General features: G+C 70.4%; 17 protein-coding genes. 5 read left to right on the top strand and 12 right to left on the bottom strand.

Annotated elements, in window-relative coordinates; all coding sequences use genetic code 11:
- The first annotated feature begins 48 nt into the window (after positions 1 to 48).
- Positions 49 to 1,014: a DUF4423 domain-containing protein gene (locus WMF36_RS17835; protein ID WP_437580809.1), complete on the top strand. Its 966-nt coding sequence runs from the start codon at positions 49 to 51 to the stop codon at positions 1,012 to 1,014.
- A 75-nt stretch (positions 1,015 to 1,089) separates the two neighbouring features.
- Here the strand turns inward: WMF36_RS17835 and WMF36_RS17830 are convergent, their stop codons facing one another.
- Positions 1,090 to 1,761: a cyclase family protein gene (locus WMF36_RS17830; RefSeq protein ID WP_437580808.1), complete on the bottom strand. Its 672-nt coding sequence runs from the start codon at positions 1,759 to 1,761 to the stop codon at positions 1,090 to 1,092.
- Positions 1,762 to 2,077: 316 nt separating this feature from the next.
- Between WMF36_RS17830 and WMF36_RS17825 the strand changes: the two genes are divergently transcribed.
- Positions 2,078 to 3,799 (top strand): ABC transporter substrate-binding protein, encoded by a 1,722-nt coding sequence (locus WMF36_RS17825; protein ID WP_437580807.1) that lies wholly within the window; start codon positions 2,078 to 2,080, stop codon positions 3,797 to 3,799.
- Positions 3,800 to 3,827: 28 nt separating this feature from the next.
- On the opposite strand, the gene WMF36_RS17820 is transcribed toward WMF36_RS17825, so the two are convergent.
- From WMF36_RS17820 to minC, 3 genes are all read right to left on the bottom strand, one after another.
- Entirely contained in the window at positions 3,828 to 5,411 is a 1,584-nt protein-coding gene (locus WMF36_RS17820) for an MSCRAMM family protein (RefSeq protein WP_437580806.1), read from the bottom strand.
- Between the two features lie 209 nt (positions 5,412 to 5,620).
- Complete coding sequence (locus tag WMF36_RS17815) at positions 5,621 to 6,196, bottom strand: hypothetical protein (protein ID WP_437580805.1); 576 nt, start codon at positions 6,194 to 6,196, stop codon at positions 5,621 to 5,623.
- 620 nt (positions 6,197 to 6,816) lie between these two features.
- On the bottom strand, positions 6,817 to 7,662 hold the full coding sequence (gene minC / locus WMF36_RS17810) for a septum site-determining protein MinC (protein WP_437580804.1): 846 nt from the start codon (positions 7,660 to 7,662) through the stop codon (positions 6,817 to 6,819).
- Positions 7,663 to 7,844: 182 nt separating this feature from the next.
- Between minC and WMF36_RS17805 the strand changes: the two genes are divergently transcribed.
- Positions 7,845 to 8,633, top strand: coding sequence for a hypothetical protein (locus WMF36_RS17805; RefSeq protein ID WP_437580803.1), 789 nt, complete (start codon positions 7,845 to 7,847; stop codon positions 8,631 to 8,633).
- A 152-nt stretch (positions 8,634 to 8,785) separates the two neighbouring features.
- Here the strand turns inward: WMF36_RS17805 and WMF36_RS17800 are convergent, their stop codons facing one another.
- From WMF36_RS17800 to WMF36_RS17790, 3 genes are read right to left on the bottom strand one after another with little or no spacing between them, the layout of a single operon-like run.
- The gene (locus WMF36_RS17800) at positions 8,786 to 9,358 is read right to left on the bottom strand and encodes a hypothetical protein (protein ID WP_437492221.1); all 573 of its coding nucleotides are present in this window, start codon (positions 9,356 to 9,358) and stop codon (positions 8,786 to 8,788) included.
- A 2-nt stretch (positions 9,359 to 9,360) separates the two neighbouring features.
- Entirely contained in the window at positions 9,361 to 10,719 is a 1,359-nt protein-coding gene (locus tag WMF36_RS17795; RefSeq protein ID WP_437580802.1) for a hypothetical protein, read from the bottom strand.
- The gene (locus WMF36_RS17790) at positions 10,716 to 11,645 is read right to left on the bottom strand and encodes a hypothetical protein (protein ID WP_437580801.1); all 930 of its coding nucleotides are present in this window, start codon (positions 11,643 to 11,645) and stop codon (positions 10,716 to 10,718) included. The genes WMF36_RS17795 and WMF36_RS17790 overlap by 4 nt, the downstream gene beginning before the upstream one ends.
- A gap of 162 nt (positions 11,646 to 11,807) precedes the next feature.
- On the opposite strand from WMF36_RS17790, the gene WMF36_RS17785 reads away from it, so the two are divergent.
- Both WMF36_RS17785 and WMF36_RS17780 read left to right on the top strand, forming a co-directional pair.
- Positions 11,808 to 12,659 carry a DUF350 domain-containing protein gene (locus WMF36_RS17785; RefSeq protein ID WP_437492216.1) on the top strand — a complete coding sequence of 284 codons (852 nt, stop codon included), beginning with the start codon at positions 11,808 to 11,810 and terminating at the stop codon, positions 12,657 to 12,659.
- The gene (locus WMF36_RS17780) at positions 12,656 to 13,933 is read left to right on the top strand and encodes a glutathionylspermidine synthase family protein (RefSeq protein ID WP_437580800.1); all 1,278 of its coding nucleotides are present in this window, start codon (positions 12,656 to 12,658) and stop codon (positions 13,931 to 13,933) included. The genes WMF36_RS17785 and WMF36_RS17780 overlap by 4 nt, the downstream gene beginning before the upstream one ends.
- A gap of 277 nt (positions 13,934 to 14,210) precedes the next feature.
- Here WMF36_RS17780 and WMF36_RS17775 read toward each other — a convergent pair whose 3' ends face one another.
- The 5 genes from WMF36_RS17775 to WMF36_RS17755 form a co-directional block, all read right to left on the bottom strand.
- Positions 14,211 to 15,722 carry a protein kinase domain-containing protein gene (locus WMF36_RS17775; RefSeq protein WP_437580799.1) on the bottom strand — a complete coding sequence of 504 codons (1,512 nt, stop codon included), beginning with the start codon at positions 15,720 to 15,722 and terminating at the stop codon, positions 14,211 to 14,213.
- 417 nt (positions 15,723 to 16,139) lie between these two features.
- The gene (locus WMF36_RS17770; protein ID WP_437580798.1) at positions 16,140 to 16,766 is read right to left on the bottom strand and encodes a DUF1349 domain-containing protein; all 627 of its coding nucleotides are present in this window, start codon (positions 16,764 to 16,766) and stop codon (positions 16,140 to 16,142) included.
- 260 nt (positions 16,767 to 17,026) lie between these two features.
- Positions 17,027 to 17,893, bottom strand: coding sequence for a helix-turn-helix domain-containing protein (locus WMF36_RS17765; RefSeq protein WP_437580797.1), 867 nt, complete (start codon positions 17,891 to 17,893; stop codon positions 17,027 to 17,029).
- A gap of 140 nt (positions 17,894 to 18,033) precedes the next feature.
- Positions 18,034 to 18,954, bottom strand: coding sequence for a pirin family protein (locus tag WMF36_RS17760; RefSeq protein WP_437580796.1), 921 nt, complete (start codon positions 18,952 to 18,954; stop codon positions 18,034 to 18,036).
- 16 nt (positions 18,955 to 18,970) lie between these two features.
- Complete coding sequence (locus WMF36_RS17755; protein ID WP_437580795.1) at positions 18,971 to 19,408, bottom strand: OsmC family protein; 438 nt, start codon at positions 19,406 to 19,408, stop codon at positions 18,971 to 18,973.
- Positions 19,409 to 19,631: the final 223 nt, after the last annotated feature.

Raw genomic sequence — 19,631 nt, 5'->3', positions numbered from 1 at the left:
CACATTTCATACCGCAAACAGGCCTTCAGATGTGCGAAACTGCGATATGTGGACCATGAATCCCTCGCAAAAGAGCTGATCCGCGCGCTCCGCGGACGGCGCTCGCAGCTCGGCTTCAGCCGCCGGCTCGGCTTCCGCACCAACGTCGTCTACACGTGGGAGTCCGGCAGGCGCTGGCCGACCGCGGCCACGTTCCTCGTCGCGGCGCGACGCGCTGGTGTCGACGTCGCGGGGGCGGTGGGGCGCTTCTTTCCCTCGATGCCCGCCTGGCTCGCGCACACCGACCCGGCGTCCGCCGAGGGCGTCGCGGCGCTCCTCTCGGAGATGCGCTCGATCTCGCCCATCGTCGACGTGGCGCGGCGCGCGGACAGGAGCCGCTATGCGGTCGCGCGCTGGCTCTCGGGCGAGGCCGAGCCGCGGCTCCCGGACTTCCTGCGGATGGTCGAGGCCTGCTCGCTGCGCCTGCTCGACTTCGTGGCGCTCTTCGCCGATCCGGCGGCGCTCCCGGCCGCGAGCGCGGCGTGGCGCACGCTCGAGGCCCAGCGCCGCGCCGTCTACGAGGAGCCGCTGCTCCCCGCCGTGCTGCTCGCCCTGGAGATGCCGTCGTACCGCGCGCTGCCGCGCCACGAGCCGGGCTGGATCGCGCGGCGGCTCGGGTTCCCCGTCGAGGACGAGGCGCGCTGCCTCGAACGGCTCGCCGACGCCGGCCAGATCCGGAAGAGCCGCGGGCGGTGGACCGTCGCGCCGATCCGGACGGTGGACACGCGCCCCGACCCGGACGCAGAGCACCGGCTCAAGTCCTTCTGGGCCGGCGTCGGGCTCTCGCGGCTCACGCGCAAGGCCGAGGGGCGCTTCTCGTTCAACGTCTTCACCGTCTCCGCGGCCGACCTCGTGAAGCTCTCCGAGCTCCACGTGAGCTATTTTCAGAACATGCGCGCGGTGATCGCCGAGTCACGGCCGCCCGAGCGCGTGGTCGTCGTGAATCTGCAGCTCTTCCCGCTCGACGGCGACTGAGCCGCTCACGGCCGCTTCCGCGGTGCGCCGTGCGTCTATCGCAGTCGGCCGCACGGCGCGCGCGGCCGGTGCGATTCACACGATGGCGAACGCGCGCACCGGAAACGTGCCGAGGGCGCGGACCTTCACCGGAACGGCGAAGAAGCGGGCCCCGGCGGCGGGGAGCGCTTCGAGCCCGGTCATGTGCTCGCAGATCGGGATGTCCGCGCCGAGCAGGACGGAGTGGACCGGCCGCGCGGGATCGGCCGTGTCATCGATGTTGTAGGTGTCGACGCCCACGAACGCGACGCCGGCGCCGGCGAGGAGCTGCGCCGCGTCCCGCGTGAGGAACGGGTGCCCCTCGAAATAGCGGTCGGTGCGCCAGTGGGCGCTCCACCCCGTGCGCACGAGGACGGCCTTCCCGGCGAGATCGAGCCCCTCGAAGGCGTCGGCGTCGATGGCGCGCCCGGACCGGCCGCGCGCCTCGATGACCACGCTCTCCAGATCGGCCAGCGATTCGAGCGGCAGGCCGGCGAGGTCCTTGCCCTCTGCATAGCGATGGAACGGGCTGTCCACGTAGGTGCCCGTGTTCGCGACCATGTCGATGCGGCCGATGTGGAATTCGACGCCTTCCGCGTAGACGCCGCGCGACTGCTCGTGCGAGAGGAAATCGCAGAGGACGGGCGCCGGCACGCCCTTGTACGTGATCATGCCGTCCTCGACGGCGTGGCTCAGGTCGACGAAGAGTCGCGAGACGGGGGTGGTCACGGTCCGCTCCTTGGGAGGGCCTCCACGCGTACGGGGCCTCCTGTCCGCCCGGTCGGGTCCCCGAGCCGCCGCCAGTTTCGCGAAAGGACGCGAGGAGATCCAGAAATCAGGCAAGGCGCGTAAGTTGACACGCGCCCACACGCACCGATAGAGTGTGACCACGGGGGCGTCGCGCACTGCCCCGGGGGTCCTCGGGCGAGCGTGATGTATTGGTGCCTCAGCGGGCGCGGGATCGGGTGCTGTCATTGAAATGGAGCGTCGCGGGGAGACCGAGATCGCCCGCGTGGAGAACTTGATGCCTGGGATGAGTCGAGCCATGCCGCGCCATGCTTTCATCCTGTCGGCGCTGGTCCTGTCGGGTGGTGCCACGGCGGGCTGTCGCTCCAAGGGAGGGACGCAGAGCACCTCCGCCGCTCCGGAGCAGGCGGCGACGCCGGCGCCGGCGGCGCCCACGCCGAAGCCCGCGAAGGGCGCGACGATGGTCACGATCGCGCGGGAGCAGCAGGCCACCTGGGTGCGCAACTTCAACCCTCTGCTCGCCGAGGGGAACGTGCGCTTTCCGACGGTCGCCGGCATCTACGAGCCGCTCCTCGTCTACAACACGATGAGGACCGACTACACGCCGTGGCTCGCGACCAGGTATGCGTGGAGCGACGGGAACAGGAAGCTCACGTTCACGACCCGCACCGGCGTCAAGTGGTCGGACGGAAAGCCCTTCTCGGCGAAGGACGTCTCGTTCACGTTCGCGCTGATCAAGAAGCATCCGGCGCTCGATCTCGCGGGTGTATGGAGGTTCCTCGGCGCGGTGACCGCGGAGGACGAGACCACCGTCGAGTTCATCCTGAGGCGGCCGTATGTCCCTGGGCTCAGCTACATCGGCCACCAGCCGATCGTGCCGGAGCACATCTGGAAGGACGTCGCCGACCCGGTCACGTTCGCGAACGAGAACCCCGTGGCGACAGGGCCCTTCACCGAGGTGAAGGTCTTCCAGAACCAGGTGTACGAGCTCGGCAAGAACCCGCACTACTGGCAGGAGGGCAAGCCGGCGGTCGAGGGGCTGCGCTTCCCGGCGTACCCGGGCAACGATCAGGTCACCCTGGCGCTCGTCAACGGCGAGATCGACTGGGCGGGCGCGTTCGTGCCCGACATCGAGCGGGTCTTCGTCGCCAAGGATCCGGCGAACCATCATTACTGGTTCCCGCTCGTCGGCGGCACGGCCACGCTGTACCCGAACTCGACGAGGAAGCCGTTCGACGACGTGCGCGTGCGCAAGGCGATCAGCATGGCCATCGACCGGGACCAGATCGTCAAACTCGCGGCCGACAACTACACGCACGGCGCGGACGCGACGGGGCTCGACGACTCGTACGAGCGGTTCCGGAGCGATAAGGCGGTGGCGGCGGGCGACTGGGTGAAGCTCGACCCGCAGCGGGCGAACCAGATCCTCGACGAGGCGGGCTACCCGCGGGGCGCCGACGGGATCCGAACGAGGAACGGCAAGCCGCTGCGCTTCGAGATCAACGTGGTCAGCGGCTGGTCCGACTGGGTCCGCGCGGTGCAGATCATCACGCAGAACCTGCAGAGCATCGGTATCGACGCGACGATGAAGACGTACGACTTCAGCGCGTTCTTCGCGGCGCTGCAGAAGGGCACGTTCGACATGTCGATGGGGTGGACCACGGTCGAGCCGACGCCGTACAACTTCTACCGCGACCTGATGAGCGCGGAGCTCGTGAAGCCGGTCGGCGAGATCTCGGCGCGCAACTGGCACCGCTTCGGCGCCAGGGAGGCCGACGGGCTCTTCCATGCGTTCGAGTCCGCGACGGACCCTGCCGAGCAGAAGCGCATCCTGGACGCGCTGCAGATGATCTTCGTGCAGGCCGCGCCGGTGATACCGCTCTTCAAGAACCCGTCGTGGGGCGAGTACAGCACGAAGCGGTTCACCGGCTTTCCCACCACGGAGAACCCGTACGCCAAGCTGACGCCGAACAACCCGCCGGAGTACCTGCTCGTCCTGACCGAGCTCCGGCCGAGGTGAAGGCCCCGGCCGGGCCGGGGTCGGCGGCTCAATTCGTGTCCTCGGAGGCGGGCCTCGGCGTCACGTCGAGGTTCACGGTCGTGACGCCGCCCTCCTCGACGTGGGTGCCCTGGCCCACCGCGGTGGCCAGGGCGGTGACCACGTAGGCCCCCGCGGCGAGGGAGGGCACACGGAAGCTGCCGTCCTTGTCGGTCACCGGCGTGTGGCGCTCGAAGCCCCGCTTGCGGCCGTGGTTGGTGGCGATCAGGAGGCGAATCCCGGCGAGGGGCTTGTCGCCGGCGGTGACGCGCCCGCGGATCTCGCCGGTCCCCTCGCCGAAGAGGGAGATGTCGCGGTTCACCACCTTGGCCTCCTTGACGTTCACGGACATCATGGTCGCCCGGCTCCCCTCGCGCAGCTCGAGGCGCACGCTCCCGGCGGGCAGGTCGTCGATCTGAAAGCGCCCTTCGGCATCGGCCATCACGTTCACGAAGCCGACGGATCGGGAGAGGAGCGTGAGCTTTGCGTGCGGGATCGGCGAGCCGTCATCCCGGCGCGCCACGCCGCGGAGGCTGCCGCCCGGGGACATGACCACCTTGACCGGATCCACCCTGCCACAGTCGGAGAGGATCATGGCCACCGTGGTCACCGCGTGGCTCCCGTCGTAGGCGCGCACCTGGACGTCGCCCGTGGGCACATGGTCGAGCCGGAAGGTGCCGTCGTCCCCTGTCTGCGTTTGCTGCACGTCGGCCGAGGACTTCATGGCCATCTCGCTCAGGGAGCCGACGGCGAGGCGCGACTCGGCGTCGACGAACACGCCCGGCAGCGGGGTGCCCTGCGGGTCCTCCACCCTCCCCGAGAGGGCGCACCCACGGGACAGCGCGAGCTCCACCGAGCTCGTATCGCCGGCCTCCACGGAGAGCGCGTCAGAGAACGCCGGCGCGCGCTCCTCGGCCGTTGCCTTGAGGATCACGCTCCAGGCGGGGATCTGGTCGATACGGAAGGTCCCATCGGGGCTATCGAACGTCCTCGAGTACATCGGCGGCGCCGCCGGCACGTCGTCGGGAGCGGCGGACAGGACGTCGATGGTGAAGCGGCGCACCGGCTCCTTGCGCTCGTCGACGACGCGCCCGGTGATGACGCCGCTCCGCGAGAGGACGAGGCTCACCGTGTCGCCGCTGTGCGCGACCGCGTTGGTCGGGCCGTAACCGGCCAGATCGGCGTTGAGCTGGTACGTCCCGTCCGGCAGGCTGAGCTCGAAGCGCCCTAGCTCGTCGCTCTTCATGGCGCTCGCGGTCGAGGGAATGTTGCCGGCGACCTCGAACGTCGTTGCGATGACGGTCGCGCCCGCGAGCGTGTTGCCGTCCGTGTCGTAGACCTCGCCGACGATCCGCGTGCCCTCGGGCTCGCGCGGCCCGGACGGCGCGGGGCCCCTCAGGACGGCCCGGTTCCGGTAGGTGGGCGCTCCCTTCCGCGTCTCGCCTGGAGCCTCCTCGCGGCTCGCGGCGGGGCTCTCTTCGGCCCTCGGGCGGGCGAGCATCAGCACCGTGGCCGCGATCGCAAGGGCGAGCAGGGCGAGCAGGAAGAGCCTGAACCGGTAGAGGGAGCGTGTTCGTGAGCTGTGCTGTTGCATCGTCGTGTCTCCAGGTGGCGTACCCCGGCGAGCGCATGGTCGCGCGACAGACGCCTGGCACAAAATGGGAGAGCCGCCGGTGAGTGCCGGCGGCTCTTTCTCTCCGCTGCAGACCGGAGCGTGCTGCAGTCGGTCACCGGAGCTCCCGTGTGCACCCGGGAGCTCCGGCCGGCTGCCGCTCAGCGGCGCTCCGGGTCATGCGTCGAGGATCAGGTTCCCTCTTCCGACTCCGCCGGCTCCCCGTCCACGTCGTCGTCGCCCTCGTCCTCGTCATCGTAATGGTCGTCGCCGTCCGGCACCGCTGTAAACTCGATGCCGGTGGGATAGTAACTGTGCTCCTTGAAGACGACCGTGCCGTACATGTTGCTGTCCCTGCTCTCGCCCAGCACGAGCGCCTTGACCTTCTTCTTGTCCTTCTTGACGATGAGCTTGCTGTCCTTCTCAGGATCATTGAAGACGTTGGTAAGGAACCCTTCCTTGCGGTTCTTGTCGCAATCCTTGTGGCCGCGCGTCGCCAGTTCCAAGAGGTTGACGTTTGTTCTCTCGAGCCATCCCCAATCGAACCTGAGCGTGCACTCGTACGCACAGAAGTCGGCCGGGTAACCGGTGACATCCTCCCTGTACTCGGTCCAGAAGGAATCGCACTTCAGCGTGCCTCCGTCGATGAGATCGCCGCCGACGTCGAGCTTCACATCGAACTTGTTGTTCTTGATGTCCAGCGCCATCGCGCTGGCGGAGAGCGTCGCGGCAACGAGGACGAGAGACGAAACGAGCATCTTCTGCATGGAACCCCTCCAATCATCACCACAGATGAACGATCCCGCGCCGGGAAAGCTCTCCCGGCGCACGGCTCCGCATCGGCCGATAAGCTTCAGGGACGTCTGTCGCCAGCTCACCTGCCTCTTGCGGGCCCGAAGGCGGTCACGCGCTCCGTTGAGCTCTGCGTGACAGCGAGCGGTAAGCTATTCCACGACTGCGCCGGTGCAAGAGCTTTTTCAGCTGGTGGTTTTGTTTCAGGGTAGTCGCGCTGGACGATAACTGTTTGTTCCAGCGTCGCCAGCTTGCGGGAACACGGGGTTTGTCCTCGCACCATCGCGCCTGTCGAGATCTGTCACCGGTGCCTCCGCGGTGGTCCGGACGCGAGATGTCGACCGTCTCTGGTCCGGCAGAGGGCGTTCGAGCCGAACGTCAGCCGCCGTGTGTGAGCGGCGGATCTGGGGCGAAGGCTGCCAGTACGAACGCGCTCGTCCCGGGTGGACCTCCGTGGAGGAGGCTCGAGAGCCCATGACGGCGAGGCCCCGGCGGGCATATCGCCCCGGATGGCGAGCCGCGGCGTCCCGAACGGCTCGACGGGCTCGACGGAACGCCGTCGGCGCTGGGATCCCCGCCGGAGGGCGCCTCAGCGCTACAGCCGCGTGATCACGAGCCCGTCGTTCTGCACCGAGATGCGGGCGGGCTTGCCGCGGTGCTCGTCGGGGATCTCGTCGGCCATGAGGTAGCGGCCGGCGATCGAGACGAACTCCGCCTCGAGGCTCATGCAGAAGATGCTCGCGTCCGCGTTGTTGTGGGCGCCGGCCATGGCGCGGCCGCGGAGCGGCGCGTAGACGTGGATGTTGTCGTTGGCGATGAGCTCCGCGCCCGAGCTGACCGGCGAGAGGACCACGAGGTCGCCGTGGGGGACGTAGATGACCTGCCCGCTGCGCACCGGCTGCCGCACGGTGAGGCCCGCGGGCGGCGGCTCGCCGGCCGCGTCCGGCGCCGGCGCGGCGTCCCTCGAGCGCCGGGCGGGCCCGGCCGCGCCGCGGTCCGCGGCCGCCCCTGCCGCTCCGCGGTCCGCCCCCGCAGGCCCTACCGCCACGGGCCCCGGCGTGGGGGTGTTCCCCTCGGCCGGCGCGTCCTTTCGCGGCGAGCGCGTGAGCGGCGTCCGCAGCACGCCGAGGCCGGCGGCGACGGCCCGCTCGCGCTGGGCGTCCGTCGGGTTGCGCACGGCGATGGGCACGAGGTTGTGCTTGCGCAGCAGCCCGGCGAGCGCGCCGAGGTCGACGGGCTCGTCGCCGAGGGCGTCGAGATCGAGCAGGATCGGCAGGTGCAGGAAGAAGTGCGGCATCTGCGAGATGTGGCCTTCGAGCTGACGCTCGATGGCCGAGACATCCGCCGTCCGCAGACAGAGCATCGTCATCGCGGGCATCGTGCCCTTGAGCGCAAATGCCTGCTGCTCCTGCCGCTTCTCCCCTCGCCTGCCCGACACCATCGCTGTCCTCGCTCGCAAAAAGGTGCTTCCGCCGCGTCACTGTACCCCGGATCCGGCGGCGCGCGCCGGAAAAACCGGCGGGCTCTCCGGCCGTCACCGCCGCCGTCACGGCCGGCGGGCCGGCGGGCCGGCGGGTCGCCGGTTGGCTGGTCGCCGCGGACGATGCTAACGGTGGTTTGGCCATGCCCACCGCGCGCCGCGCCTCCGTACGGCGGCTCGACCCTCATCTCGGCTCGTCGGCCTCCTCGTCCTCCTCCTCCTGCCCGCGCGCGGGGGATCCGCCCGTCGACGCGCTCGATCGCCACTTCGCCCTGGAGATACCCCGGGTGTTCTCCGAGGCGGAGCGCGCGGCGCTCGTCGCGGGGGTCGAGGCCGCCCGCGACGAGTGGACTGCCGACTTCGGCGGCGAGCAGTTCTCGCTGGGGCGCGCCTTCTACACGCACCTGGAGCAGGGGCGCTCCCGGTTGTACTTCGCCGACGCGGCCGCCTCCGACGCCCGCGTCGAGCGCCGCCTCCCCGGGCTCCAGCGCCGGATGCGCGAGCTCGTCGCGGCGCTCACGGGCGGGCTCGCGCAGCCCCGGCGCGGCTTCTGCGGGCCCGGGGTGCACATCTTCCCCGCGGGGGAGAAGGTCGCGCGCGAGGGCGGCGTCGTCCACTTCGACACGGAAGGGCTCTCCGACTACCACCTTTCCCGGCGGCTCCGCGCGATCACCGTCGTCGTGATGCTGGATCTCCCCGACGCGGACGGCGGGCTCAAGCTGTGGGACGTCCTCTACGACGGGCGGGACGACCCGGGCGACGAGGCGCTCTCCACGCGGAGCCTCATCGCCGGCTACAGCCCCGGCGGCGCGCTCGTCATCGACAGCTATCGCCTGCACCAGATACAGCCGTTTCGCGGCGACCGAGACCGCATCTCCGCGACGGTGCATGCCGCAGAGATCGACCGCGGCCGGTGGGAAACGTGGTTCTGAGGCGCCGCTCCAACGCGATGTATAAATTTATATAAAAATCAAGACGCCAGGATAAGACCCTCTGTTCTCTGCCCCCTCGCGTCCTCGGCGTCCTCGGCGTCCTTGGCGTCCTTGGCGGTTTTCTTATCCGCCAGGCGCGGGCGAGCGCCGCTCTATACGATCTTCCGCAGGTAGTGGAACTTGGGATCGGTCAGATCCTCGGCGGTGAGCGCCCAGCCCTCGTCGCGCGGGATCAGGTAGATGACGTCCGACTTGACGCTGGCGAAGCTCACGTGCCCGAGGTTCTGGAGGATGTGGCCGAACACGTCGCGACGCCAGAGGCGGTCCTTGGGGACGTCGCAGATGGTGCGGATCATCCGATCGGTGGGCGAGCCGTGGAGCAGGAGGAACGCCATCGTGAAGGTCAGGTAGCGCGGCTGGCCGCGGTACGGGTCCGCCGTCCCCGACGGCCCCTTGCGCGCCCCCTCCTCGGTGATCATGCCGCGGGCCCACATGCCGTAGTCGTTGAGCGCGCGGGAGTCGTCGTCGAAATAGTCCCAGCACCCCTTCTCGAGGACAGGCAGGTTGGACAGCAGCGCCACCTGCGCGCGGCGGTACTGGTGCCACTTCTGGTTCAGGCTCATCGTCTCGCAATGACCCTGGATGGACTCGTGCAGCGTGCGCTGCAGTGCGCTCCCGGGGTCCAGGCGCGCGCACACCTCCATCGCGAAAATCGAGTGCTCCACGCCTAGCCTCCGTACCCGCCCGAGGCCCGGTTCCACGAGCCGCTCCGGCTGAGCGCCGCCCCGAGGATCGCGCCGGTGCCGAGCGCCACGACGACGGGCACCGTCCCGAACCCGTCCGGGCTCGGCGGCGTCGCGCCTGCGGCGCTGCTGGTCGAGAACGGCGTCGCGCGCGCCGCCGGCGCATAGCTCCTGCCCGGCCGCCGCACGGCGGGCTCGACCGGCGCCGGCTTGGGGGGCGGCCCCCACGGATAGTCCACCCAGAACCAGCCGTGCGACCTTGCGCTGCCACCGTAGTAGTACGGAGGCCAGTCCTCGGTGGCGTCCGCGGGCTTCGCCTCCGTCAGGTCAGGCGCGAAGGCGCTCGCGGCCATCATGCCCACGCGGAGCTGGCGCATCCGGTAGGCCACGAGATCGTCGTTGAGATCGTCGGACTCGGTCGTATCCGCCTCCGTGGGCACGACGTACAGCACATGTCGGACCCCGCGGTCCCAGAGCGCGTCGGCGGACGGCAGCCGCGCGACATGCCGGTTGTCGAACTGCGTCGCGTCGTCCGAATACGGCGAGAGCCGCTGGCGATCGAGGACGAACATCGTCGCGCGCGGGCCGGGGTGCGGGCGGGCGAAGAGCGGCTGATAGTACGCCGCCGCGGCGAGCGTCTGGTGCGCCTTGACGACGCCGCGCGGGTGCGGCCAGTTGTCGAAGGTGAACACCGGATCGAACGCCTCCGCCGCGCCGGCGGCGAAGGCCACCGACTCGGGGCCGTCCAGATCCACGATGACCGCGATGTCCCGGCGCAGGCCGCTGGCCGTCCGGGCGGCGAGGAGCAGCGACGCGAGCGCCTTGCCGCTCCGGTAGGCGCGCTCCATCGCCGCCGTGAAGATCGGCCGGAGCACGTTGCCGAGCGGCGTGATCGGCGCCGGATCTCCCTGAGCGACGAGCGTGGGCACGGCGGAGGGCGACTCGAACAGCGCGGGCACGTAGTAGGCGCGCAGGGCCTCGTCTCCGGGCCTGAGGTCCGTCGCCATCCTCGCGATCGCCGCCTGGTCGAACGGCTTCTTCGACTCGCCGTCGAACGTCACGCTCTCCTGCGCGGCGCCGAAGCTCCAGCCGAAGGTCCGCTGCATGTCGAGCGCCCGCTTCCTCTGGACCTCGTGCTCGTCGTCGGAGCACCCGTCGGCGGCCACGGCGATCGCCGCCGCGAACCCGGCGAGCCCGACCACGCCGAGCGCGACCATGATGGCGCTCCTCCGCGAGGCGTCCTTCGGCGCCTCGGTGAGGCCCTTGTGCCACCAGCGCGCGCCGACGATTCCCGGCTTGTCGAGCACCTCGGCCCGCTCGAACGGCTCGTCCAGCCGGCTCACGCGGCGGCCTCCCCGGCGTCGCGCGGCGCGCCCGCGTCAGCCGCCCGCGCGGCGGCCCCCGGCGCCCGGCCGTGGTCGCGCCGGAGCGCCTCGATGAGCTCCGGGGTGAACGTGCCGTCGATGCGCACCGAGTACCTGAAGAACGGATCCGCCTCGACACCATGGTAATCGTGATCGTTGAACCAGTAAGCCCGGCCGGCGACAGGCGTCCTCCGCCGCGCCCGCTCGTCCCACAGGAACAGGCGCTTGTTGCCCGCGGGACAGAGGGTGATGAAGTGATCGGGCTCGCGCTCGACGCTCTGCCCCTCCCCTGCCACGCCGTCCCCGTCGCGGTGCACCGTGCCGTGATCGTTCGCCTCGAGACCCATGATGTTGCAGCGCCCGATCGACGAGAACGGCAAGCGCTTCACGTAGTCGATCGTCTTCGGGAAGAACGACCGCGCGAGCCGGGTGAAGTCCTTGCCTTCGCTCCGGCTCTTGTCGCTCCAGAGGCGGTTCGGGATCAGCTCGACATAGACCTTCCAGGGGAAGTAGACCCCATGGCGGAACTTGAGCCAGAGCATCTGCCGCCGCGAGAGCGGGATGTCGCGCTCCTCGCCGAACTCGAGGGCGTCGCGCGTCGAGCGGTCGATGGCCGAGGGGTCGTCCGAGAGGCGCTGGAACGTGGCGAACTCCTCGTCCTTGAGGCCGCGGATCACCTCGCCGTAGTCGCCGAGCGCCTCGCCGAGGCGCGACGGCGGCATGATGCCCATCGTGCGGTGGCTGCCGCCCGTGTAATCGATCGGCACCTGCGTGAGCCCGAGGCAGATCTCCTCGTGGATCTCGCCGAGCGGGGCGAGATCGAGGTACGGCTCGAGGTCGATATAGGGCCGCGCGAAGATGCCCTGGATGCCCTGAGTGCCGGAGTCGCAAGGAGGTTCGACCATGGTCCGTCGCGGAAGCCGGGCCGTCGCCGGCCGGTGGACCTACCCATATCACAAAGGGCGGGCCGCCCCGCAAACCCGCGGGCCGGAAAGCGCCTCGCGCGGGCCTTTCGCGGCGCGCGCTGGGGCTTGTGACGGCGCTGCGCGTTCTGTAGCGTGCGTCCCATGGATCTGTCCTACGTCATGGGGTTCGGGCTGGGCACGACGCTCGCTCTGCTCGCCCTCCTGCGCATCGGGCAGAGGATCTTCTCGCCGGCGCACACGGTCGCCCGCGATCTCACGGAGAGCAACGTCGCGCGCCGGCTGCTCACGGTGGGCCAGGTCCTCGCGGTGTTCCTCGTCGCCGCGAACGCCGTCAAGAACTGCCTCGACGGGTCGGGCTTCGCGCGCGATCTGCTCTGGGTGAGCGCGTTCGCGGTCGTGGGCCTGCTCCTCGTGATCGCGACCGGCCAGCTCGGGATCCGGCTCCTGCTCAAGGCGCGGCTCCCGGCCGAAATCGAGCGCGGCAACGCGGCCGCGGGGCTCGCGGCGGGCGCGCACTACGTGGCGACCGGGCTCATCACCTCGCGCGCGATAGCGGGCAAGGATCTCGGCGATCTCGCGATCTCTCTCGGCTTCTTCCTGCTCGCGCAGATCACGCTGCACGTGTTCATCACCCTCTTCCGGGCGCTCACCACCTACGACGACGCCGAGCAGATCCAGGGCGAGAACCTCGCCGCCGCGCTGAGCTACGCCGGCGTCTCGATCGCCGTGGCGATCATCATCGCGCGGGCGCTCGAGGGCGACTTCGAGGGCCTCTTCGTCTCGTTGAAGGGCTATGGCGGCGTGCTGCTCTATCTGTTCGCGCTCTACCCTGTCCGGCAGCTCCTCGTGCAGAGCCTGCTGCTCGGCGCGCCGCTCGCGCTGCGCGGCGGCCGCCTCGACGCGGGCATCGCGGCCGACCGCAACGAGGGCATGGGCGCCCTCGAGGCGGCGACCTACCTCGCGACCTCGATCGCCATCGCGCGCCTCCTATGAGCGACGCTGTCCGGGCCTACGACGCCTTCGCCGCCAGGATCGTCGAGACAGGCCTCATCACCGACCCCTGGATCGACGGCGCGCCGCGCTTCCGCGAGGAGCCGGTGCTCGTCACGGCGGCGGAGCAGCGCGCCCTGTACCGGGCCGCCGAGGAGGTCGCGGCGGTGTACAACGAGCTGTGCCTGCTCGTCGCGGACGAGCCGTCGCTGCTCGACGACTTCTTCTGTCTGACGCCCTGCCAGAAGGCGATGTGGCTCTCGTCGCAGCCGCTGTGGCACGGCATCGCGCGCGCCGACGTCTTCCTGACGGACGAGGGCCCCGCGATCGCCGAGCTGAACTGCGACACGCCGACGGGCGAGGCGGAGGCGGTCGTGCTGAGCGCGCTCGCGGCGGCGGACCACCCGGGCGCGCTCGACCCCAACCGCGAGCTCGGCGCCCGGTTCTGCGCGATGGTGGACGAGGTCGCCCGCGCGCTCCTCGGCGAGGCCGCGACGCGGCGCCTCGGCTTCGTTTATCCCACGGAGTTCACCGAGGATCTCTCGGTGATCCGCCTTTACCGGTGCTGGCTCGAGGAGCGCGGTTACGCGGTATTCCTCGGCTCGCCGTACAACCTCGGTCACGACGATCGGGGCCTGTCCCTGTTCGACGTCCCGTTCTCGATCCTGCTCCGCCATTACAAGACGGACTGGTGGGGGGAGCGATCGAGCGTGTGGACCGACGAGCAGATCCCCGACGCCGAGCCGCTCGCCGGCCCGCTCGGCGCCGTGCTCTCGGCGGCGGCCGACGGGCGCGCCGCGATCCTGAACCCGCTCGGCGCGGTGCTGCCGCAGAACAAGCGCTCGATGGCGTTCATGTGGGAGCACCTCCACCGCTTCTCGCCGCAGGCGCAGTCGGTGATCCAGCGCCACGTGCCGGTGACGTCGCGGCTGGAGACGGTGCACCCCGAGCTGCTCCGCGCGCAGCGCGAGGACTGGGTCCTGAAGAGCGATTACGGCGCCGAGGGGGAAGAGGTGATCCTCGGGCGCCACACGTCCGACGACGTCTGGCGCGCTTCTCTGGCCAAGGCCCGCGAGGGCCGGTGGATCGCGCAGCGGTACTTCGCGGCCCTGGAGAACGAGCGGCGGGAGTCGGTCAATTACGGCATTTACCTCATCGCCGGCGAGGCGTGCGGCATCTACGCGCGCGTCCAGGCCGGCATGACGGACGCGACCGCGCTGAGCGCACCGGCGCTCGTCGTGGGCCAAAGCGTGGCCGGACCCAACCTGGGGCGATGACCCGACCCCGATGACCCGACCCAGGTTGGCGGGATAGCCGACCCAGGTTGGCGATGACCCGACCCAGGTTGGCGATGCCCCGACCCAGGTTGGCGATGCCCCGACCCAGGTTGGCGATGCCCCGACCCAGGTTGGCGATGCCCCGACCCAGGTTGGCGATGCCCCGACCCAGGTTGCGGCATGGCGCGGCAGGATCGTGTCCTTCAAGAACGTCGATACCAGCACCTCGGGCGCGCTCGACTTCAGGCCGACGAGCGGGATGGCTCGCCGTCGCTGCTCAGAAAATCGCGCTTTTCCGCACACCTGCGTCGGTCGAGCGTTGTCGCGGGGGCGCTCCGCCCGTGCTCCGCGGCGCCTCGGACGCGCGGACGGGACGCGCCGCGGCGGGTCGCGGCGCAGGCTCCGGCGGCGTCGCGGCGAGCCGCGGCGCGGGCTCCACCGGCGTCGTGGCGGGGAGCGGCGCTGTCAGGGGCGCCGTCGTCGCGAGCGGCGCTGCCGTGGGTCCGGCCGTCGGGACCGTCGAGCGCGCGCTCGCCGGGGGCGCCCTCGGCGTCTGCGCCGCGGGAGCGTGGCGGACCACGGCGCGCACCTCGTCGCCGACCGCCCGCAGCGCGGCGGAGGTGCCCTCTGGACGGTGCCGGGGCAGCGCGGCCGCGATCGCCATCCCCAGCCCGAGCGCGACGAAGAGGCCAGCCGCCGCGAGGTGCACCCTGGTCCGCCGCGGCGGCGCAGCGAGCGCCGGCGCAGCAAGCGCCAGCGTGCCAGGCGCGTCCGGCGCCCCGACCGCGGCAACGAAGGAGGCGATCATCGGCTTGATGGACGGGAATCGCTCTGCAGGATCCAGGGCGAAGGCGCGCGCGAACCAGCTCTCCAGCTGCGGCGGCGCCCCCGGGGACAGCGTCGACAGCGGGGGTCGCCCGCTGGAGAGGATGGAGGCGAGCACATCGGCGATGTTGCGGCCGGCGAAGGGCTGCTGACCGGTGAGCGCCACGTGCGCGACCACCGCGAGGGCCCACATGTCGAGCTGCGGATCCGCGTGCCCGTCGCACGTGTGCTCGGGGCTGAGGTAGGCCGGCGTGCCCAGCACCACGCCCTCGGCGGTCTGGCGGGGGAAGTCGGCCGCCAGATCCTGGCGGATCCACTTGGCGATCCCGAAGTCGGCGACCTTGGCCCGCAGGCGGCCGTCGCGTCCGTTGCGGAGCAGGATGTTCGATGGCTTGATGTCGCGATGCACGATCCCGAGGCCGTGCGCCACCGAGAGGGCCTCTCCGATCTGGCAGAGGAGCGCAGCGAGCTCGACCGCCGGCACCGGCCCTCGCTCCTGGATCAACTGCCGGAGGGACCGGCCGCGCACGTACTCCATGACGAGGTACGGGCCTGTCTCAGGATCCTCGCCGGCGTCGTGCACGGTAACGATGAGGTCGGTCTTCCGCCCGAGCTGCGCCGCGACCTGCGCCTCGAAGCGGAAGCGCTCCATGAAGTCGATGGCCAGGTTCTGGCGAGGAAGCACGAGGAATTTGAGCGCGACATCGAAGCGCCGGACGCGGTCGTGTGCGCGCCAGACCTCGCCCATGGCGCCGTGGCCGAGCGGATGCACGAGCTTGTACCGTCCGGCGACGATGCGGTCTGGCCGGAGCACCGCTCGGGTCTCGTCCTGTCCGGCGCCGCGCGGAGCGGCGGGACGCAGCTGCGACGACGGCACCGCCTGCTCGCTGAGCGTGGCAGCGTCGCGCGCGACGTCCGTCGCCGGGGCATCGGGCTGTTGACCCAGAGCGGGCGGCTGCAGCACGCCCGTGACCTTCGTACCGCCCCCGTGTCCCAAACCGGTGAGTGTGCCCAAAGAGGGACGACCTGAGGCGAGAGGCCGGGACATGTCCGCAGCGTATCGCGAACGCGGTGGCCTTTGAATCGCGAACACCCGGGATCGGTCGCGCATGGGTACCTGCAAACCCACACGTACAGCGTCGCGAGGTGCACCTTTGCAGCACGCGCCGACGGCTGCCGATGGCTGGCGCTCACGACCCGGTGAGGGCCGCCGCGCGCTGCGCCGAAGACGCGGTACCCCTCATGCGCCCCGGTCCTCCGCGGGTGTGGGGAAGCCGCGCGCGCCAGCGCGTGATGCGCCGTTGACGACATGTGCGCGAGCGCATGCGAAAGCCGGTCGACGGCGGGCTGACCAGGGGCCATGGCGCCGGCGCTCGCGGCGTCACTCTCCGCTGCGGATATCGCCGAGCCTCCGCGGCGCGAAGCGGATATCCTCGAAGACCGCCGTACATTCACCGCCCGTCGGCGACTGCGCCGAGAAGCCGACAGCGGCGTCCCCGGCGCTGTCGAAGGCGAAATAGCGGATGAGCCGCCACGCCGTCCCGTCGACGGAGGCGTGAAACGCGTAGGCTCGACCGAGCCGCGCCACGCGCAACCAGACGTGGTCGCTGCCGACGGCGAACGCGTTGCAGTCGTCCGACAGGCCGCGTGTGACGACGGAGACGATCGTCGGCTCGCGTTGCGGCGAGAGCTCGAAGCAGAGCTTGGCCCACGCGCGCTCGTGCGCCCAGAGGAGCAGCACGCCAGCGTCGTAGACCGCCGAGAAGCCGACGGTCACCCGGGCGCTGACGATGAAGTCCCCCTGCGGGGTGCCGAGCAAGCGCGGCGCGGTCAGCGCCTCGGCCGTGCCTTCCGGATCGATGAACAGGTCGGTCTTGCTGCCTGCCGTGATCGTCAGGCTCGATCCGTCCCCGGCGCTCCAGCTCTTCGGCGGCGGCTCCCAGCGGAGCGACATCGGCAAAGGCGCGAGATGGATGGGCTCAGCTGCTTCCTTTCTCTCTTCTTGCATTGAGCAGATGTTACCAGGATCTGCGTCCACCTCGCGGCTAAGTTGCGGCTGCACGTCAGTGGCGCGGGCGCGGCCGCTGCCCAGCCCAACCCGACCCAGGTTGGGGGCCCTGCGCTGCGACCCGGCCCAGGTTGGGGGCCCTGCGCTGCGACCCGACTCAGGCTGGGTCCCTGCGACCCGACCCAGGTTAGAAGAAGCTCAACCCGACCCAGGTTGGGAGCAACCAACCCGAACCTGGGTCGGATTGCTGGGTCGGATTGCTACCTGGATGCGTCGCTGGCTCGCTCAACCCGGGTCAGCTGAGGTCGGCGGTGCTGGGCACGCCAGGCGGCGGGGGTGACGCCGTGGTGGCGCCGGAACAGCCGCACGAAGTGGCTCGGGTCGGCATAGCCGACGCGCTCGGAGATCACGTCGACATACTCGTCGGTCGCGAGAAGCCTGCGCCGCGCCTCGGCCAGACGTCCCTCCACGATCCACGCGACCACCGTGCGCCCAGTGGCCTGCTTGACCGCGGTCGTGACGTGGGCAGGCGTCCGGCGCACCGCCGCCGCGACCTCCTTCAAGGAGAGCGGTCCGAGGCACCGGGCCTCGATCACGGCCAGAGCCTCGGCCACGATCGAAGGACGCGGCGTCGGGGCGGCCCGGGCAGTGCCGCTCGCGCGCACGACCTCCGCGAGCACCAGGGCGAGCAGGCTCTCGGCGACGACCGGCAGCGCGACCGCAGCTTGCTGCTCGCGCTCGAGCTCCCGGAGCAGATCGAGCACGTACGCCTGCCGCGCCCCCGGCAGCTCGACCACAGGAGATGCCCCGTGGCGGACGCGGTCGAGCGGGGCGAGCAGGCCGCCATAGCGCGCCGGGTCGAGACACGTCCGGCAGAAGCCGATCCCCCACACATCCGGGCGGCTCGCGGACAGGACGCGGTGCGCGTCGCCTGCGGGAATGAGGTGGAGATGTCCGGCCCGCAGCTCGAATTCGCCGCGATGCTCGACCCGCATACGGCCTCCGACGTGCAGGGCGAGGGCGACGTAGGTGTGGACCGCCGGGCGCCGCATCGGTAGCGTGGTGTCGCCGGAGCCCGCATGCCGCATGAACCGGATCGGCATGGGGCCGAGATCATCGTGGCTCATCGGCGGAGCGTACCACCTCTTCGTGGGCCTGGCTGCGCGAGTGGTGCGGCGACCGAAACGAGGCCAAGGCCATCGAAAAGGCGGCCAAGGACGCCGCCAGCTCGTATCCCCGTGATCCCGGAGCCGGCCGCATGCTCACGTCAGCCGCCCTCCGGGAGGGGGATGAACTCGGTGTCATCGCCGGGGATCTTGGGGAAACGGCCCTCGCGCCAGTCGGCCTTCGCTCGCTCGATGCGTTCCTTCGAGCTTGCCACAAAATTCCAGTAGATGTGGCGCGGTCCGTCGAGCGGGGCGCCGCCGATGAGCATGAGGTTCGTCTTGCTGATGGCCTGCACGGCGACGTGCGCGCGCGGACGGATCACGACCATCGCGCCCTCGCCGAAGCGCTTGCCGTCGCAGTCGATGGCCCCGTCAATCACGTAGATGGCGCGCTCCTCGTGCTCGTCGTCGATCGGCAGCGTCGCGCTGGCGTCGAGCTGCGCATGCACGTAGAGCGTCGGCGACAGGACCCCTGTGGGCGCCTCCGCGCCGTACGCGGTCCCGGCGATGACGTGCAGCTCCGCGCCGTGGCGGCTCACGACGGGCATCGTCAGGCGCGGGTGATGCTCGAAGCGCGGCTCGATCTCCTCGTCACGCTGCGGGAGCGCGACCCACGTCTGGATCCCGTGCATCCGTGCGCCGCGCGCCCGCACCTCGGGCGCCGTCCGCTCCGAGTGGACCACGCCGCGCCCCGCGACCATCCAGTTCACGTCGCCCGGCCGGATCGGCTGCTCCGAGCCGACGCTGTCGCGATGCACGAACTCCCCGTCAAGGAGATAGGTGATGGTCGCGAGCGCGATGTGCGGGTGCGGTCGAACGTCGATCCCCTGACCCGGCCCGAAATCGACCGGCCCCATGTGATCGAAGAAAAGAAACGGCCCGACCTGCCTTCGCTGCGTCGATGGGAGCGTGCGTCGCACCGCGAAGCCGCCCAGATCCCGCGGGCGCGATTCGATCACGAGCTCGATGACCGAGCTGTCTGCGTACAGGCACTCCGGCTCCTTGTCGGGATATCGGCTCATCGAGATCTCCTGGTTCTCACGGCTCCCCCGGATCGACGCTGGCTCCAGAGGAGCCCTCAAGGTGTGCGGTCTCGATCACCACGTCCGCCGTGGTCATCAGCTTGTGGATCAGGCAGCGAGCGACCATGGCGTGGAGCCGCGACCGAGCGGCCTCCGCCAGCGGGCCGTGAGACGCGAGGCGGATCTTGAGCACAGACTTCCCACGGCGCTCCTCGTTATCGTCGCGCTCGACGTGGGCCTCGACGCGCTCAAGCGCGATCCCCTTCTGCTCCGCGTACAGCGTCGCCGTCAGCGTCTTGCACGCGGCGAGCGCCGCGTCGAAGTAGTCGTGCGGTCCCAGCCCAAAGTCGCGCCTCCCGGCCGCCTCCGGGACGTCGACGTGAAATGTGTGCCCGCTAACATGAAGATACTGGACGAGCTCGCCTGGACTCTCTGCCTCGCAGTGGATCGTCATCGGAATCTCCGCTCCACCGCGTACGGCCGCTTGCGGCTGGTTCGAGAGCCGACCGGCTGCCGCGCCGTCGTGGGAGAGCCTTGCTGTCCGCCCGTAGCCCCCGGAACATGCTCCGTTTTATCTGGAAAAGCAATGGCGGTGGTCGCAAAGATCAACGGACCCGGGTTGAAGATCAACGGACCCGGGTTGAAGATCAACGGACCCGGGTTGAAGATCAACGGAC

This window comes from Sorangium sp. So ce887 (assembly GCF_051521455.1).
GTDB lineage: Bacteria > Myxococcota_A > Polyangia > Polyangiales > Polyangiaceae > Sorangium.
Note: the sequence above shows the minus strand (reverse complement) of the source record. Positions and strands in the feature narration are given on the sequence as shown.

Coding starts and splice junctions, on each gene's coding strand:
- WMF36_RS17825 (WP_437580807.1), top strand. CDS start 2,078: ATGCCGCGCCATGCTTTCATCCTGTCGGCGCTGGTCCTGTCGGGTGGT.
- WMF36_RS17820 (WP_437580806.1), bottom strand. CDS start 5,411: ATGCAACAGCACAGCTCACGAACACGCTCCCTCTACCGGTTCAGGCTC.
- WMF36_RS17815 (WP_437580805.1), bottom strand. CDS start 6,196: ATGCAGAAGATGCTCGTTTCGTCTCTCGTCCTCGTTGCCGCGACGCTC.
- minC (WP_437580804.1), bottom strand. CDS start 7,662: ATGGTGTCGGGCAGGCGAGGGGAGAAGCGGCAGGAGCAGCAGGCATTT.
- WMF36_RS17805 (WP_437580803.1), top strand. CDS start 7,845: ATGCCCACCGCGCGCCGCGCCTCCGTACGGCGGCTCGACCCTCATCTC.
- WMF36_RS17790 (WP_437580801.1), bottom strand. CDS start 11,645: ATGGTCGAACCTCCTTGCGACTCCGGCACTCAGGGCATCCAGGGCATC.
- WMF36_RS17785 (WP_437492216.1), top strand. CDS start 11,808: ATGGATCTGTCCTACGTCATGGGGTTCGGGCTGGGCACGACGCTCGCT.
- WMF36_RS17780 (WP_437580800.1), top strand. CDS start 12,656: ATGAGCGACGCTGTCCGGGCCTACGACGCCTTCGCCGCCAGGATCGTC.
- WMF36_RS17770 (WP_437580798.1), bottom strand. CDS start 16,766: ATGCAAGAAGAGAGAAAGGAAGCAGCTGAGCCCATCCATCTCGCGCCT.
- WMF36_RS17765 (WP_437580797.1), bottom strand. CDS start 17,893: ATGAGCCACGATGATCTCGGCCCCATGCCGATCCGGTTCATGCGGCAT.
- WMF36_RS17760 (WP_437580796.1), bottom strand. CDS start 18,954: ATGAGCCGATATCCCGACAAGGAGCCGGAGTGCCTGTACGCAGACAGC.
- WMF36_RS17755 (WP_437580795.1), bottom strand. CDS start 19,408: ATGACGATCCACTGCGAGGCAGAGAGTCCAGGCGAGCTCGTCCAGTAT.